The following is a 16,647-nucleotide window of genomic DNA, read 5'->3' on the forward strand; positions in this document are numbered from 1 at the left end:
GTTTCTTGCTGGCGCTTAACCCAGGCGAACCCGAGCATTGCGGAACATGCGCATCCAGGCGCCATCCTCTCCCCAGTTGTCCGGGTGCCAGGAGTTGGCCACGGTGCGGAACACCCGCTCCGGGTGCGGCATCATGATGGTGGCGCGGCCGTCCGCACTGGTCACCGCGGTGATACCGTCAGGGGAGCCGTTGGGGTTGGCCGGGTATTGCACGGTGACGTTGCCGCGGTTGTCCACGAAACGCAGCCCCACCAGACCGCTCTGTTGCAGCGCAGCCAGGTGAGCGGCATCGCGCACTTCCACGCGCCCTTCCCCGTGGGAGACGGCAATCGGCATCACAGAGCCAGCCATCCCGGCGAAGAAGGCAGACGGGGAGTCCTGCACTTCCACCAGGCTGAAGCGCGCCTCGAAGCGCTCGGAGCGGTTGCGCACGAAGCGCGGCCAGAGATCGGCCCCCGGGATGAGGTCGCGCAGGTTGGACATCATCTGGCAACCGTTGCACACCCCCAAAGAGAGGGTATCGCCGCGCTCGAAGAAGCGCTGGAACTGCTCACGGGCGTTGTCGTTGAACAGGATGGACTTGGCCCAGCCTTCCCCCGCCCCCAGCACGTCGCCGTAGGAGAAGCCGCCACAGGCCACCAGGGTCTGGAAATCTTCCAGCTTGATGCGCCCCTCGAGGATGTCGCTCATGTGCACGTCGACAGCGGTAAAGCCGGCGCGGTCAAAGGCGGCCGCCATCTCCACGTGGGAGTTGACCCCCTGCTCGCGCAGCACCGCCAGACGGGGAGAAACCCCGCGAGCGATATAGGGCGCGGCCACGTCGTCGGACGGGTTGTAGGTGAGCCTGGCCTGCAAACCCGGATCGGTGGCGTCCTGGCGGGCGGCATGCTCCTGATCCGCGCACTCCGGGTTGTCACGCAGGCGCTGCATCTGCCAGCTGGTCTCGCCCCAGATGGTGCGAAGGGCGGTGCGGCTGGCGCGATACACCTCGCTGCCGGCACGCTGGAACAGGATGAGGTCGTCTTCGCGCACCGTGCCCAGCACATGGGAGCAGGCTGCCAGACCGTGACCGGCCAGCAGGGTCAGCACCGCTTCCTTGTCTTCGCGACGAACCTGGATGACGGCCCCCAGCTCCTCGTTGAACAGGGCCGGCAGCAGGTCGCCACCCACGCGATCGAGCTGGATATCGAGGCCGCAGTGACCGGCAAACGCCATCTCGGTCAGGGTGACGAAAAGGCCGCCGTCGGAGCGGTCGTGGTAGGCAATCAGCTTGCGATCCGCCACCAGCGCCTGGATGGCGTTGAAGAAGCCCTTGAGCTGGACCGGGTTGTCCAGATCCGGGGCACTTTGCCCAAGCTGGCGGTAAACCTGGGCCAGGGCCGAGGCGCCGAGGCGCTGCTTGCCGTTGCCAAGGTCGATGAGGATAAGGTCGGTCTCACCGAGATCGGTGCGCAGTTGCGGGGTCACGGTATTGCGCACGTCCTCGACCCGGGCAAAGGCGGAGATGAGCAGGGAGAGCGGCGAGGTGACGCTGCGCTCTTCCCCGTCCTGCTGCCAGCGGGTCTTCATGGACATGGAGTCCTTGCCCACCGGGATGGTGATGCCAAGGGCCGGGCAGAGCTCTTCGCCCACCGCTTTCACGGCTTCGTAGAGACCCGCATCTTCACCCGGGTGGCCGGCTGCGGACATCCAGTTGGCGGAGAGCTTGACCCGCTTGAGGGAGCCGATATTGGCCGGTGCCAGGTTGGTCAAGGCCTCGGCCACCGCCATGCGGGCGGAGGCGGCATGAGAGAGCAGCGCCACCGGGGTGCGCTCGCCCATGGACATGGCTTCACCGTGGTAGCTGTCGTAGGTCGCGGCGGTAACGGCGCAGTCAGCCACCGGGATCTGCCAGGGGCCGACCATCTGGTCGCGGTTGACGAGGCCCGTTACGGTGCGATCGCCGATGGTGATGAGGAAGGACTTCTCCGCCACGGTCGGCAGGCGCAGCACGCGCTCGGCGGCGTCGCTGAGGGTGATGCCGTCCAGTTGCAGCGCCTTGCCCTGGGCGGGCAGGCTCTGCACGTCGCGGTGCATCTTGGGCGCCTTGCCAAGCAGCACGTCCAGCGGCAGATCGATGGGCTGGTTGTCAAAGTGATCATCAGAGAGAGTGAGATGCTTCTCTTCGGTGGCGGTGCCGATGACGGCATAGGGGGCGCGTTCGCGCTCGCACAAAGCCTTGAACAGAGGCAGCTTGTCCTGGGCCACGGCCAGCACATAGCGCTCCTGGGATTCGTTGCACCAGACTTCCAGCGGGCTCATGCCCGGTTCGTCGTTCGGAATGGCACGCAAGTCGAAGCGACCACCGCGATCCCCGTCGCTCACCAGCTCCGGCATGGCGTTGGAGAGACCACCGGCGCCCACGTCGTGGATGAAGACGATGGGGTTGTCGTCCCCCAGTTGCCAGCAGCGGTCGATCACTTCCTGGCAGCGACGCTCCATCTCGGGGTTGTCACGCTGCACGGAGGCGAAGTCGAGATCTTCGGCAGACTGACCGGACGCCATGGAGGAGGCTGCGCCGCCACCCAGGCCGATGTTCATGGCCGGACCACCCAGCACGATGAGGGCCGCCCCCACCGGGATCTCCCCTTTCTGGACGTGCTCGCTGCGGATGTTGCCGATGCCACCCGCCAGCATGATGGGCTTGTGGTAGCCGCGCACCTCGACGCCGTTGTGGCTCGGCACCTGCTCTTCGAAGGTACGGAAGTAACCCAGGATGGCAGGGCGACCGAATTCGTTGTTGAAGGCGGCGCCGCCAAGGGGCCCTTCCTGCATGATGTCAAAGGCGCTGACGATGCGGCTCGGCTTGCCGAAGTCCTGCTCCCAGGGCTGCTCGAAACCGGGGATGCGCAGGTTGGAGACGGAGAAGCCCACCAGGCCCGCCTTGGGTTTGGCGCCACGGCCTGTCGCACCCTCGTCGCGGATTTCGCCGCCGGAGCCGGTGGCGGCACCCGGGAAGGGAGAGATGGCGGTCGGGTGGTTGTGGGTCTCCACCTTCATCAGGATGTCGACGCGCTCCTGGTGATACTGGTACTCACCGTTGGCGGGGCTCGGGAAGAAGCGGCCACCCTGGCTGCCTTCCATCACCGCGGCGTTGTCTTTGTAGGCAGACAGGACATGATCCGGCGTCTGCTCGAAGGTGTTCTTGATCATCTTGAACAGCGACTTGGGCTGCTGCTCGCCGTCGATGGTCCAGTCAGCGTTGAAGATCTTGTGACGGCAATGCTCGGAGTTCGCCTGGGCAAACATGTAGAGCTCGATGTCGTTGGGATTGCGACCCAGCCGGGTGAAGTTGGTCACCAGGTAATCTATTTCGTCATCGGCCAGGGCCAGACCCAGGGTCACGTTGGCCTCTGCCAGGGCGGCGCGACCACCACCCAGCACATCTACCTGGGTAAAGGGGCGCGGCTCGTGGTGAGCAAACAGGGCGGCGGCCTCGTTCATCTCGGCAAAGACCACTTCCATCATGCGATCGTGCAGCAGGGCCGCGATCTCGCTGCGCTGGGCCACGCTCAGCTCACCCTTGGCCTGCACGTAATAGGCAATGCCGCGCTCCAGCCGCTTGACCTGTTTCAGGCCGCAGTTGTGGGCGATGTCGGTTGCTTTGGAAGACCAGGGGGAGATAGTGCCGGGGCGGGGGGTAACGAGGAACAGCTGACCGCTGGGGGTGTGTTCCGGGATGGTCGGGCCGTAGCGCAGAAGCTGGCCCAAGGTCGCTCGCTCGGGGGGCGACAGCGGGCTCGTCAGCTCGGCAAAATGCACGTATTCCGCATAGACGCTTGCTATCTCTACTCCTCTCTGTGCGCAGCTCTGCAGCAGCTTGTGGACACGAAACTCAGACAGTGCTGGGGCACCACGCAAGATTTCCATATACCTTTCTCACCAAGTTTTAGAGTGTGGGGGGATTTGAGACGCGCGTATTATAGGGATCAGGCCCATCCTGAACAAACGTTTTTCTCATCTCGCGCGGTGTGACTCCCTTCATACTCTCTGGTATAAAGGTGCCTCTTTTTTGACAAATGCCGATTTTTTCAACAAGGGTACTCACCTACTTGCGCTGCATTTTTCGACTGTTCATCGGGATGATGTTGACGCTGGCCCTGGCCGGTTGCGACTTCTACCACCCCTCCAGCCAACTGGAGCAGATCCGCCAGCGAGGCGAGATCCGGGTTGGCACCCTCTATGGCCCCACTTCCTATTACCAGCGTGACGACACCGCACTGGGGTTCGACTACGAGCTGGCGCAGCTTTACGCCGACTGGCTGGGAGTCAAGCTGACCATAGTACCGGCCTACAGCACCGCCGAGCTGGTCGAGCAACTGCAAAAGGGCAAGCTGGATCTCGCCGCCGCCGCCATCGTCGTGACCCCGGAGCGGCGCAAGCTGTTCCGCTTCGGCCCAGGCTTCTACCAGGTCTCCCCCAAGCTGGTCTATCGCAACGGCTCCCCCAGGCCCAAGAACCTCGGTGACATCAAGGGCAGCATAGTGGTGCCGGCGGGCTCCACCGGCGAGGACCTGATGAAGGAGCTGGCCAAGCAGTACCCCAACCTGAAGTGGAGCACCAATCGGGATGCGGACGTGGAAGAGCTGCTCAAGCAGGTGGCCGACGGCAAGGTGGACTACACGGTGGTGCAGGACACCATACTGGCCCGTACCCAGCGCTACTACCCCGAACTCACCGAAGGCTTGACCCTCGCCAGCAAGCAGACCGTGGCCTGGGCCATGACCAAGCTGCCCGACGACAGCCTCTACGCCAGCATCATCGACTTCTTCGGTCAGCGCTTCATGGATGGCGCCATCGCCAAGCTCGACGAGAAGTACTTCGGCCACGTGCAGAACTTCGATTTCGTCGACACCCGTACCTTCCTGCAACGGGCCAAGAGCCTGCTGCCCAAGTACCAAGCGCTGTTCCAGACCCACGCCAAGGATATCGACTGGCGGCTGCTGGCCGCCATCAGCTATCAGGAATCCCACTGGGATCCCCAGGCACGCTCCTACACCGGGGTGCGTGGCATGATGATGCTCACCGGCCCGACCGCCAAGGCGATGGGGGTAAACGATCGCACCCACCCGGAAGAGAGCATCAAGGGGGGCGCCCGCTACCTGCAGGAGATGATGGCGAAGGTGCCCGACTCGGTCCCGGCGGACGAGAAAGTGTGGTTTGCCCTCACCGCCTACAACATCGGCTACGGCCACATGATGGATGCCCGCCGCCTGACCAAGGAGCTGGGCAAGAACCCGGACGCCTGGAGCGACGTGAAAGAGGTGCTGCCCCTGTTGCAGCAGTCACGCTGGCATCGCAAGGTGCGCTATGGCTATGCCCGTGGCGGCGAGGCGCGCAACTATGTCAACAACGTGCGCCAGTACTACCAGAGCCTGCTCTGGCTCGACAACGAACAGCAGAAGGCCCATCGTCGCGAGGAGCTGGACGAGGACGACAGCAGCGAGCCGGACGTGCCAGCACAGCGTCCGGCCATCATCGCCGAAGTGGTCAAACAGATCATCACCCCCTAGCCTCGCCGGGGGTGTGTTTTCCTGCCCTGTTCTCTGTTACCATCCTTGGGTATACGAGGGGCGCTGGAGCGAACTTATTGCAATGTATTCATTGCGTTGCAGTTCCTGCCAAGGGCCCTTTCGGCCCCACGCAAGACCAGGGAGGAGAACAGGATGCGAGCACGCAGAAGAGCCATATTGGCCCGAAAAACCAAATGTGCCTGGAGCCCGAGACGCAAGCTCAAGCTGGCCGACATGAAACGCAAGATCTGGCACAGAAACCGCTCCTTCACGCTGCTGATAGCGGAGCACACAGTATAAACCCGGCATCAGCCGGGTTTTTTTATGGCTATGTCCCAATTACGTGTTGCATCGGGTGCCCTAGCGCCTCATGCAAACACATCTTGGTATTTACCTCCCTGCCGTAACGTTCCAGCATCCTGCGCCAGCCCAGATAATTCCTCAGGTAGTGGGTTGCGACTCCATGGAATCGTTCCATCCACTCCTTCAACCGCCGGTGATATCCGTTCACATGCTGGATGTGGTATGCCCCAATGACTCGCTCACCTAGACGGTTGTGCACCACCTGATGTGTTATGCCCCGCGCTTGGCTGAAACTGGCATACACCCCTGCACCATCACTGCAGAGCACTGCATCGGGCGCGATGAGTGGCTGCAACACCGCTTTTACCGTCTGCGCATCCAGCCTTTCCAGCTGAAAGTCGGCTTGATGGCCCGCCCTGTCCTGCACCACCATCACCGGGATGTAATCCCGCCCGGTCCCCCGGGTACGCCCTTTCCCGCCACGATGTCTTGCCGGACGAGGCAACCCTCGCTGCCCCTTGAACGATTCGAGGAAGAAGGTTTCATCCACTTCCACAATGCCTTCTTCCCATGTTGCCTGGTGGTTTGCCATCGCCTTCAGGAAGCGGTGACGCCACAAGAAGGCGGTGTTCTTGCAAACACCGCAGCGGACGGCGGCCTGGCGGACAGTGAGCCCGTCGATGAGAGCCTGGGCGTAGTCCTCCCAATGCTCAGCCTTACGTAATCTGGCCAAAGGCGTCTTGGTGAGGAGGGAGCTGGTTCGCCGACACTGCTTACAACGGTAACGACGCAGCCCACGGCTCCAGCCCCAGGGGGCCAGCTGGGTGTCATCCGCCTGGCAGTGGGGACAGCCGCAGCATGTGGGTAACTGGGCATGGAGGGACGTAATCGGGTGTGGAGCGGCGAGCTCATGCTGAGCGACACGGCGCTGACGCAGAGTAAGTAATGGAAAGAGGGACAACAGGTGTTGGAAGGCTGGCGTATCCATGATGAAGGTCCTCGCGGTGATGACCTACTTCCAGATTAGCCTTCCAACACATAATTGGGACAGCGCCTTTTTTATGCCTTGTCAGGCTGCGCTTCAAACAGAACGGTGCGCTTGGAGACCAGGGTGTTGCAGTGGTTGCAAAAATAATCCACCGCGCCGCAAGCCCGAAGCCGCTCCAGCTCCTGCCCGCAGGCAGGACACAGGGTCCGGATGCGATAACGGGCCTGACACTGGCCACACGTCGTCTCCTGGCTGCGGCTGTCCAGTTCGCCCTGACAGGCAGGGCAGGTCAGCGTGTTCATTCTCTTCTCGACTCCTCTTTACGTCACTGTGCACCGGCATCACTCGCAGCTCCTCCCCCGGTTTGTCTGCCCTGAGGAGGGCCACCAAGAAAAACGGCTGCCGGTAAGGGCAGCCGCAGGGCTTTATTTCTTCGCTTTGGCCTTGAGCAGGCGCTTGCGCTGGCGTTCCTGGCTCAGGGTCAGGGTGTTCTTCTTGCCCTCGAACGGGTTGACCGACTCCTGGAACTCCACCCGGATCGGCGTTCCCATGATCTTCAACGACTTGCGGAAGTAGTTGATGAGGTAGCGCTTGTAGGAGTCCGGCAGGTCATTCAACTGGTTGCCGTGGATCACGATGCGCGGCGGGTTGTAGCCACCGGCGTGGGCATACTTCAGCTTGACCCGGCGACCGTTCACCATGGGCGGCTGGTGATCTTCCTGGGCCATCTGCATGATGCGGGTCAGCATGGCGGTGCTGGTGCGGCGAGTCGCGGACTCGTAAGCCTCGTTGATGGATTCGAACAGGTGACCGACGCCACTGCCGTGCAGGGCGGAGATGAAGTGCACCCGGGCGAAGTCGATGAAGCCCAGACGTCTGTCCAGCTCGTTCTTGACGTCCTCTTTCACCTTCTGATCCAGGCCGTCCCACTTGTTGACCACCAGTACCACGGAGCGGCCGCTGTTGAGCACGAAGCCGAGGATGCTCAAGTCCTGATCCGTGATGGTCTCCCGAGCGTCAATGACCAGCAGGCAGACGTTGGCATCTTCAATCGCCTTGAGCGTCTTGATGACGGAGAACTTCTCCACCGTCTCGTGCACCTTGCCACGGCGACGCACGCCGGCGGTGTCGATGACCACGTATTTCTGATCGTCGCGCTCCATGGGGATGTAGACGGAGTCGCGGGTGGTACCCGGCATGTCGTAGACGATGACCCGATCTTCACCCAGCATGCGGTTGGTCAGGGTCGACTTGCCGACGTTGGGACGACCGACGATAGCAAATTTGATGGGCAGGTCGGCGAACGGCGTCTCCTTGGTGTCTTCCCGGGTGTCGAGCTCACCGGCAGCCACCATGCGCAGCAGGGCCTCTTCGTCGAACTCCTCCAGCTCCTCTTCCTCTTGTGCCTCGGTGGCAGAGCCGACCAGGGTCTCGAGGTGGGGGGCCAGGGCCAGCTCCAGCAGGCTCAGTACGCCACGGCCGTGGGCGGCCGCCATCTGGTAGACCTCGCCCAGGGCCAGACCGTAGAACTCGGACACCGCGGAGTCACCGTCGATGCCGTCGGTCTTGTTGGCCACCAGAAACACCTTCTTGTGGGTCTTGCGCAGGTGCTCGGCGATGGCCTGATCCGCCGCGGTGAGACCGGCACGGGCATCCACCATGAAGAGCACCACATCGGCCTCTTCGATGGCCAGCAGGGACTGCTCGGCCATCTTCAGCTCGATCCCCTCCTCGGTGCCATCGATACCGCCGGTATCGACCACGATAAATTCCAGCTCGCCCAGCTTCGCCTGGCCATATTTGCGGTCCCGGGTCAGGCCGGGGAAGTCGGCAACCAGGGCATCCCGGGTACGGGTCAGGCGGTTAAACAGGGTGGATTTCCCCACGTTGGGGCGGCCCACCAGGGCAACTACAGGAGTCATAAAAGCCTCATTCTCAAGACGACAAAGGCTCCGGGTCCGAAGACCAGGAGCCGGATATTCACATTATCGGACGATCAAGGACGCTTGAGGGCGTACAACTTGCCGTCACGGCTCTGCACATACAGGGTGTCACCCTCCACCAGCGGAGCGGCATAGAGACCACTGCTGTCGAGCTGCTGCATGGCCTTGATGGTCCCGTCGGTACGGTCCAGCCAATACAGGTAACCTTCCACATCGCCGACCACCACATAGTCACCCAGGATGACGGGGGCGGTCACGGTGCGGTTTTCCAGCTGGGTGTTGGACCACAGCTCGAGACCGTTGCGACGATCGACCGCAAACAGATGGCTGCGGCTGTCGGTCAGCACGATGGCATTGCCGGTCACCGCCATGTCGCGATAACCGGAATACTTGCGCTTCCACACTTCGTCGCCGCTCATCAGCTTGCGCGCCATCAACTGGCCGTTGTAGGCGATGGCGTAGAGCTCATCACCGGCAATCAGCGGGCTGGCATCGACGTCTACCATCCGATCCAGTTCGGTGGCGCCGCGCGGGTCAGCCACCTTGGATTGACGCACAGGCTGGCCGTTGCTCAGCAGGGCGATGCCCACCTTGCCATCGGCGCGGCCATAGATGACGGCACCGTTGGTGATGATGGGGGCGCCGGCACTGCGCAGGGTCAGGGGCGGCTGCTCTTCGGACAGGGTCCACTGCAGCTTGCCTTCGTCGGTATCGAGCGCCACCAGGCGACCGGAGGTGGTCAGCACCACCACGCGGCCATCCTCGACGGCGGGGCTCGCCACCACTTCCCCAGGAACCGTGGTCTGCCACAGCACTTCGCCGTTGGCCTCGTTCAGGGCGTAGACCACCCCGTTTTCGGACCCGAGGAACAACTTGCCGTAGCGAGAGACCAGACCACCGGAGAGACGGGCACTGCGCTTGTCGGCGTTGATGGGCAGATCTGCCAGATCCACGCTCCACAGCTCCTTGCCGCTCTCGCGCTCGAAGGCGGTCACATCGCCATCGCGGGCCGCTGCATAGATGCGGTCCTCTTCCACCACCGGCTTGAGCTGGGAGTAGAAGTCGCCGATGCCATCCCCGACCGAGGAGGACCATGCGGTATCGGCAGTGAACGCGGACTCGACCTTGGGCAGGGGTGCCATGGGGTTGAGATCTTCTTCCGAACTGAACAGGGAGCAGCCCTGCAAGGCGAAGGAGACAGCCACCCCCAGCGCCATTCGCTTGTACAGATTACGCATCCGGAGCCTCGCCCGCAGTGACGGCTGGCAGCGCCAGATCATCCATCTTCAGCTTGAGTTCGGCGCTGCTCTGCAGGCCGCCGGCATCCGCCGCCGCCTGATAGGCATCGCGCGCTTCTTCGGCCTTGCCCTGCTTTTGCAGGATGTCGCCGCGCACTTCCGCCACCTGGGCCTTGAAGGCGTCGTTGTTGATCTTGCCAAGCTGGGCCAGGGCCTCGTCAGCCTTGCCCTGATCGCTCAGGACCCGTGCCAGACGCAGGGCGGCGATGGGCTTGATGCTGTCGTCGCCACTGGCGGCCACCTGGGTCAGCTGCTCGGCAGCCAGATCCAGCTTGCCCGCCTTGACGGCAGCCGCGGCCAGTTGCAGAGCGGCCAGCTCGGCATAGGCGTCACCCTTGTGAGCGGTAATGAAGCTCTTTGCCTGCTCCAGGGCGGCGTCGTCCCCCTTGGCGAGCTGGGCGGTCATCTCGTTGTAAGCCTGGGAGGCGGCTTCCTGGTTGTTCTGCTGCATCTCGTTGTAGTAGCGCCAGCCAAAGAGGCCGACCAGACCGATCACGGTCCCGGCGATCACCGAGGTACCGTTCTCTTTCCACCAGTTCTTGATGACCTCAACCTGTTGTTCTTCAGTGGTATACACTTCCACAGCTTACTCTCCTTTCGCTGCCAGCAGGGCGATGGCGGCATCGACCGAGACGGTCTGTTGCTCGGCCTGGCCACGCAGATATTTGATGGTGATCTCCCCGCTTTGCACCTCGGTCTCCCCAAGGATCAGGGCAATGGCCGCGCCGCTCTTGTCGGCACGCTTGAGTTGTTTCTTGAAGTTGCCGCCGCCGCAGTGGCTCATGAGGCGCAAGTCCGGCAGGGCATCGCGCAGGCGCTCTGCCAGGGCGAAGCCAGCCTGCTCGGTCCCCTCACCCACCATGCAGAGATAGACATCCACCGCCGGGCGGATGTCAGCATTGAGTTCGAGGGTTTCAAGCATCAGCACCAGACGCTCCATGCCCATGGCAAAGCCCACTGCCGGGGTCGGCTGGCCACCGAGCTGCTCCACCAGGCCGTCGTAGCGACCACCGGCACAGACGGTGCCCTGGGCCCCCAGGCTGTTGGTCACCCACTCAAACACGGTCAGGTTGTAGTAGTCGAGGCCGCGCACCAGACGCTCGTTCACCTCGAACTGGATGCCGGCCGCCGTGAGCAGGCGCTTGAGCCCTTCGAAGTGAGCCAGGCTCTCTTCGCCCAGGTGATCGAACAGACGGGGGGCACCCGCCAGGATGGCCTGCACTTTCTCGTCCTTGGAGTCGAGCACCCGCAAAGGGTTGCTGTACATGCGGCGCTGGCTCTCTTCGTCCAGCTCGCTCTTGTACTGTTCCAGATAGGCGACCAGGGCATCGCGATAGGCGGCACGTTCGTTGCTCTGGCCGAGGGTGTTGAGCTGCAGGGTCACGTGATCGCTGATGCCGAACAGGCGCCACAGGCGGTGGGTCAGCATGATGAGCTCGGCATCGATGTCCGGCCCGTTGATGCCGAACAGCTCGACCCCGAACTGATGGAACTGGCGATAGCGACCTTTCTGGGGACGCTCGTGGCGGAACATGGGGCCCATGTACCACATCCGGCGTTCCTGGTTGTAAAGCAGACCGTGCTCGATGCCGGCACGCACGCAACTGGCGGTCCCTTCCGGACGCAGGCTCAGGCTGTCGCCGTTGCGGTCTTCAAAGGTGTACATCTCTTTTTCGACCACGTCGGTCACTTCACCGATGGCACGCTTGAACAGATGGGTCTGCTCGACGATGGGCATGCGCACTTCGCTGTAGCCATAGCTGGCCACGACCTGGCGCAGGATCTGTTCTACTTTCTGCCATACCGGGCTCTGCTCCGGCAGGCAATCATTCATACCGCGAATAGCTTGGATCTGTTTTGCCACGTTGATACTCGAGAAAAAGAGGTAAAATTTGGCCGCATTATAGGGATTTTCGACCCCGAGGTAAAATCGGGAGCCCGGATGCGGGATGTAAAATCAACAACCTAAAGCCGGGGCCACCCCAGGTGGCCCCGTCATCGTTCAACCTTTGTCCACCTGGATCTGGTTGGCCGGATCCAGCATGGCAGCCCGGGCACGGATGCGACGCTCCAGAGTCGGGATCAAATCCTTGTTGTCGAGCCGGTCGACCCGCTGGCCCCCCTCGTAGAAGGCACTCTTGTTGGCGGCGCCCGCAAGGCCGAGATCTGAGACCAGCGCCTCCCCCGGACCGTTCACCACACAGCCGATGATGGAGACATCCATCGGGGTGATGATGTCTTCGAGCCGCTCTTCCAGGGCATTGACCGTGCCGATGACGTCGAACTCCTGACGGGAGCAGGAGGGACAGGCGATGAAGTTGATGCCGCGGGAACGGATGCGCAGGGATTTGAGGATGTCGAAGCCCACCTTCACCTCTTCCACCGGATCGGCGGCCAGGGAGATGCGCAGGGTGTCGCCAATCCCTTCGCTCAGCAACATGCCAAGGCCAATGGCGGACTTGACCGCGCCGGCGCGAAAACCGCCCGCTTCCGTGATGCCCAGATGCAGGGGTTGATCGATCTGCTTGGCCAGCAGGCGATAGGCACCGACCGCCAGGAAGACATCGGACGCCTTGACGCTCACCTTGAAGTTCTGGAAGTCGAGGCGATCCAGGTAATCCACGTGGCGCATGGCGGACTCCAGCAGCGCCTCTGGGGTCGGCTCGCCGTATTTCTCCTGGAGATCACGCTCAAGGGAACCGCCGTTGACGCCGATGCGGATGGGGATGTTGTAGTGACGGGCGCAATCCACCACCGCACGCACCCGCTCCTCGTTGCCGATGTTGCCCGGGTTGATGCGCAGGCAATCGGCCCCGTATTCGGCCACTTTGAGGGCGATGCGGTAGTCGAAGTGGATGTCGGCCACGATGGGGATGCGGGTCTGCTGCTTGATGAGCTTGAACGCTTCCGCCGCCTCCATGGTGGGGACGGAGACCCGGACGATGTCGGCGCCGACCCGCTCGATCCGCTGGATCTGCTCGACGGTAGCGGCCACGTCCGTGGTCTTGGTGTTGGTCATGGTCTGTACCGTGATGGGGGCATCGCCCCCAACCGGCACGTTGCCGACCATGATCTGTCTGGATTTGCGACGAACGATGGGTGATTCGTGTGCGGGCTTTTCGTGAACAGACATGGCGGACTGATTACTCCTGCGGCAGTGAGAAGCGGGCAGTCCGGCCGTTGTTGTAACGGCTCATGTCGAAGGACTTGCCCTGATATTCGAGATTGACCGCCATGGGCGCGCCAATGATGAATCTGAGTGGCTCGGGTCCTTCCAGTACCAGTTCGTCGTTCGCCTTCTTCAGACCGCTGAACAGGGTCTTGCCGTTGGCATCCTTGACGTCCAGCCAGCAATCGGCGGTGAAGCTCATCTTGAGCTGGGGCGCCTTGGCGGGCTCGGTGGTCGTGCTCTCGGCAGTCGAGACCGCGCCGGAAACGTCCGTCGGGACGGCTGCGCTGGCATCCGTAGCGACCACAGGCAGGGTCGCGGTGGCACCGCTCACCACAACCTGGGTGGACACGGCATCGGACGCTGCGGGCAGCACGGGCTCGGCGACCTCCACGGCGGGGGCAACATTCGCTTCCGGCGTATTGACGGTCGCGCTCATCTCGGTCGCCGCCAAGGCGTCGTCACCGGCAGAGCGGCGCGCCGTGCTCTGCCACCACCAGGCGACGGAGAGCCCGATCAGCACCAGAATCACCAACCAGGTCACCACCTTGAGCCGGCTGTCATTGGCCTGCTGGCGGGAGCGACGGGAGAAGCTCTGCATGTCGATGTTGTCGGGGGGAGTCAGTCCCAGCTTTTCGTAGGCGGCGAGGATGGTCTCCTCGGGGATGCCCACGAGCTTGGCATAGGCCCGCAGATAGCCACGAATGAAGGTATGGGACGTGTGCTTGTCATAGGTATCCGCTTCGATGGCGGCGATCAGGGTCAGACGAAGGTGAATGCGGGACGCAACCTGTTCCCGGGTCCAGCCGAGCTGTTCACGGGCATTGCGCAGCAGCTGGCCTGGGCCAACTGCCTGGGAGTCGTCTTGGAAATCGTGTGGCTGTTCAGTAGTCATTGGCTAAGTAACGCTTGGCTTGTTGCGAAGTGGGATATTGCCTTACCAGCTCAGTCCCGAATTGGTGAAGTAATGCCGGTTTGTCCATGGCCTGGGCCAGCCGCAGCCGGAGCCAGAGGCTCTCCTCGTTCTCCTCTGCCACGTCGGCAAAGCGCACGAGGTAAGACTGGACATCAGGAAGCTTGCCATCTTTCATGGAAAGCTCGGCCATGTCCAGCAATAACCTAGGATTGCGGGGATTATACCCCAAGGCCAGACGATAATACTCGCCAGCCTTGTCATTTCTGTGATTTTGCATCGAGCAGAGCGCCGCATTCTCGTAGGTATCGGCGATCTTCACGTAATCGGGCTGGCTGACGGCCTGCAAGAACGCCTTTTCCGCTTCGTCGAAGCGGCCACGGTTGCAGAGGAAGGCGCCATAGTTGTTCATCGCGTCAGCATTGGACGGATCCATGGCCAGCGCTTTCTTGTAGCTCGCCTCGGCGGCCTTGAAATCCGACACCTGCTGATAGAAATAGGCAAAACCGATGTAGACCTGAGGATTGTTGGGATCGTACTGAAGGGCGCGGTCGAGATTGAATTTGGCCTGCTCGGCATTGCCCTGGCGCAGATACTGGATACCCAGATCGAGACGAGTCTGGGCGGCGGCCTTGAGGTCGGGACCCACTTCACGCTGGGTCGAATTCTGGCCAGCGTAAGTGGTCTCTGTGACACAGCCTGGCAGCGCACAGAGCGCTGCCACTACGATCAATGTACGGATATCCATTTCCTGTCTATACAATGGCTTAGGAGTTAAACCATTTTGACGGAAATCCCATCCTGTTGCATCCGATTTTTCATGGTGCGCTTGGTGCGGTCGATCACCTCCCCCACCAACTGCCCACAGGCGGCGTCAATGTCGTCACCACGGGTTTTGCGCACGATGACGGTCAGGCCGTATTCCATCAGCACCTTGGAGAAACGGTCGATACGGCTGTTGCTCGGCTTGCCAAACGGGTTGCCCGGGAAGGGGTTGAACGGGATCAGGTTGATCTTGCAAGGGGTTTCCTTGAGGACCTTGGCCAGCTCATGGGCATGCTGCATGTCGTCGTTGATGTGGTCGAGCAGCACATACTCCACGGTCACCCGGCCTCCGTTGGCGTTGGACTTGGCCAGATAGCGACGTACCCCGGCAAGGAAGGCTTCGATGTTGTACTTGTCGTTGATCGGCATGATCTCGGAGCGAAGCGCATCGTTCGGCGCATGCAGGGAGATGGCCAGGGCAACATCGATCTGGTCGCCCAGCATGTCCAGCGCCGGCACCACACCGGAGGTGGAGAGAGTGACGCGGCGCTTGGAGATGCTGAAGCCGAAGTCATCCATCATCAGCTTCATGGCCGGTACCACGTTGGCGAGGTTGAGCAGCGGCTCACCCATGCCCATCATCACCACGTTGGTGATGGGGCGCTTGCCACCCACCACTTTGGCGGCACGCCACACCTGGCCGATGATCTCGGAGACTTTCAGGTTGCGGTTGAACCCTTGCTGGGCGGTGGAGCAAAAGGTGCACGCCAGGGCGCAGCCCACCTGGGAGGAGACGCACAGGGTAGCGCGGTCCGCTTCCGGAATGTAGACGGTCTCCACCTCCTGATCGCCCACCTGCAGCGCCCATTTGATGGTGCCATCGGCGGAGCGCTGTTCACGGCTGATCTCGGGGGCACGGATCTCGGCAATCGCCTTGAGCCGCTCGCGCAGCGCCTTGTTGACGTTGCTCATCTGATCGAAATCATCACAACCGAAGTGATAGATCCACTTCATTATCTGATCTGCCCGGAACGGCTTCTCGCCCAACTCGACGAAGAAGGCACGCATGGCATCCCGGTCGAGATCCAGCAGGTTGGTTTTTGTTTCGCTCATCAGGGGCCTCAGCTCACACACTTCATAAATTATCGGCTGACCTACGTCAGGGGGCGGCATTGTACAAATAATGGGTCTGGCTTTCCACCTGGAGAATAAGTGGATATTGGCAGGATGACCAAAAAACAAAAGGGAGCCGAAGCTCCCTTGGTCACCAGCAGACAACATCAGCCGCGCGGGCAGATCTCGTCGTCGGAGAAGAAGTAGGCAATTTCACGGGCGGCAGAGGCCGGGGCATCGGAGCCGTGGACGGCGTTGCGATCGATGCTCTCGGCGTAGCAGGCGCGCAGGGTGCCGGCCAGGGCCTCTTTCGGGTTGGTGGCGCCCATGATTTCACGGTGACGACGGATGGCGTCTTCACCTTCCAGCACCTGTACCATGACGGGGCCAGAGGTCATGAAGCCGACCAGACCATCATAAAACGGCTTGCCCTGGTGCTCGGCGTAGAAACCGGCGGCCTGTTCGCTGGTCAGGTGCAGCATCTTGGCAGCAACCACTTTCAGTCCGGCGCTTTCGAAGCGGCTGTAAATGGCACCAATCAGGTTCTTGCTGACCGCATCCGGCTTGACGATGGAGAAGGTACGTTCGATAGCCATTGAGTTC

At 62.0% G+C, this 16,647-nt stretch carries 13 protein-coding genes; 1 reads left to right on the plus strand and 12 read right to left on the minus strand.

Features of this window, described 5'->3' with window-relative positions; all coding sequences use genetic code 11:
- Positions 1–15 precede the first annotated feature (15 nt).
- Complete coding sequence (gene purL, locus C2U47_RS00260; protein WP_010675040.1) at positions 16–3,909, minus strand: phosphoribosylformylglycinamidine synthase; 3,894 nt, start codon at positions 3,907–3,909, stop codon at positions 16–18.
- A 149-nt stretch (positions 3,910–4,058) separates the two neighbouring features.
- On the opposite strand from purL, the gene mltF reads away from it, so the two are divergent.
- A complete protein-coding gene (mltF, locus tag C2U47_RS00265; protein WP_029314683.1) occupies positions 4,059–5,552 on the plus strand; it encodes a membrane-bound lytic murein transglycosylase MltF in 1,494 nt (497 codons plus the stop codon).
- A gap of 328 nt (positions 5,553–5,880) precedes the next feature.
- On the opposite strand, the gene C2U47_RS00270 is transcribed toward mltF, so the two are convergent.
- The 11 genes from C2U47_RS00270 to ndk form a co-directional block, all read right to left on the minus strand.
- On the minus strand, positions 5,881–6,843 hold the full coding sequence (locus C2U47_RS00270; protein WP_010675043.1) for an IS1595 family transposase: 963 nt from the start codon (positions 6,841–6,843) through the stop codon (positions 5,881–5,883).
- Between the two features lie 71 nt (positions 6,844–6,914).
- Entirely contained in the window at positions 6,915–7,145 is a 231-nt protein-coding gene (locus C2U47_RS00275; protein ID WP_010675044.1) for a zinc ribbon domain-containing protein, read from the minus strand.
- Between the two features lie 123 nt (positions 7,146–7,268).
- Positions 7,269–8,765: a ribosome biogenesis GTPase Der gene (gene der, locus C2U47_RS00280; RefSeq protein WP_010675045.1), complete on the minus strand. Its 1,497-nt coding sequence runs from the start codon at positions 8,763–8,765 to the stop codon at positions 7,269–7,271.
- Positions 8,766–8,839: 74 nt separating this feature from the next.
- A complete protein-coding gene (gene bamB, locus C2U47_RS00285) occupies positions 8,840–10,024 on the minus strand; it encodes an outer membrane protein assembly factor BamB (RefSeq protein WP_029314685.1) in 1,185 nt (394 codons plus the stop codon).
- Positions 10,017–10,667, minus strand: a complete 651-nt coding sequence (locus C2U47_RS00290) for a YfgM family protein (RefSeq protein ID WP_010675047.1) — start codon at positions 10,665–10,667, stop codon at positions 10,017–10,019. Before C2U47_RS00290 ends, bamB begins: the two co-directional genes overlap by 8 nt.
- 3 nt (positions 10,668–10,670) lie before the next feature.
- Positions 10,671–11,948 carry a histidine--tRNA ligase gene (gene hisS, locus C2U47_RS00295; RefSeq protein ID WP_010675048.1) on the minus strand — a complete coding sequence of 426 codons (1,278 nt, stop codon included), beginning with the start codon at positions 11,946–11,948 and terminating at the stop codon, positions 10,671–10,673.
- A gap of 138 nt (positions 11,949–12,086) precedes the next feature.
- The gene (gene ispG / locus C2U47_RS00300; RefSeq protein WP_010675049.1) at positions 12,087–13,217 is read right to left on the minus strand and encodes a flavodoxin-dependent (E)-4-hydroxy-3-methylbut-2-enyl-diphosphate synthase; all 1,131 of its coding nucleotides are present in this window, start codon (positions 13,215–13,217) and stop codon (positions 12,087–12,089) included.
- A gap of 10 nt (positions 13,218–13,227) precedes the next feature.
- The gene (locus tag C2U47_RS00305; protein ID WP_010675050.1) at positions 13,228–14,148 is read right to left on the minus strand and encodes a RodZ domain-containing protein; all 921 of its coding nucleotides are present in this window, start codon (positions 14,146–14,148) and stop codon (positions 13,228–13,230) included.
- Positions 14,138–14,929 (minus strand): PilW family type IVa pilus biogenesis/stability lipoprotein TapF, encoded by a 792-nt coding sequence (tapF, locus tag C2U47_RS00310; protein WP_080560523.1) that lies wholly within the window; start codon positions 14,927–14,929, stop codon positions 14,138–14,140. Before tapF ends, C2U47_RS00305 begins: the two co-directional genes overlap by 11 nt.
- Positions 14,930–14,940: 11 nt before the next feature.
- Positions 14,941–16,044: a bifunctional tRNA (adenosine(37)-C2)-methyltransferase TrmG/ribosomal RNA large subunit methyltransferase RlmN gene (locus C2U47_RS00315; RefSeq protein WP_010675052.1), complete on the minus strand. Its 1,104-nt coding sequence runs from the start codon at positions 16,042–16,044 to the stop codon at positions 14,941–14,943.
- Between the two features lie 167 nt (positions 16,045–16,211).
- Positions 16,212–16,640, minus strand: a complete 429-nt coding sequence (gene ndk / locus C2U47_RS00320) for a nucleoside-diphosphate kinase (RefSeq protein WP_010675053.1) — start codon at positions 16,638–16,640, stop codon at positions 16,212–16,214.
- Between the last annotated feature and the right edge of the window lie 7 nt (positions 16,641–16,647).

Origin of the sequence: Aeromonas sp. ASNIH7 (assembly GCF_002903485.1) — a bacterium.
Taxonomy (GTDB): Bacteria; Pseudomonadota; Gammaproteobacteria; order Enterobacterales; family Aeromonadaceae; genus Aeromonas; species Aeromonas caviae.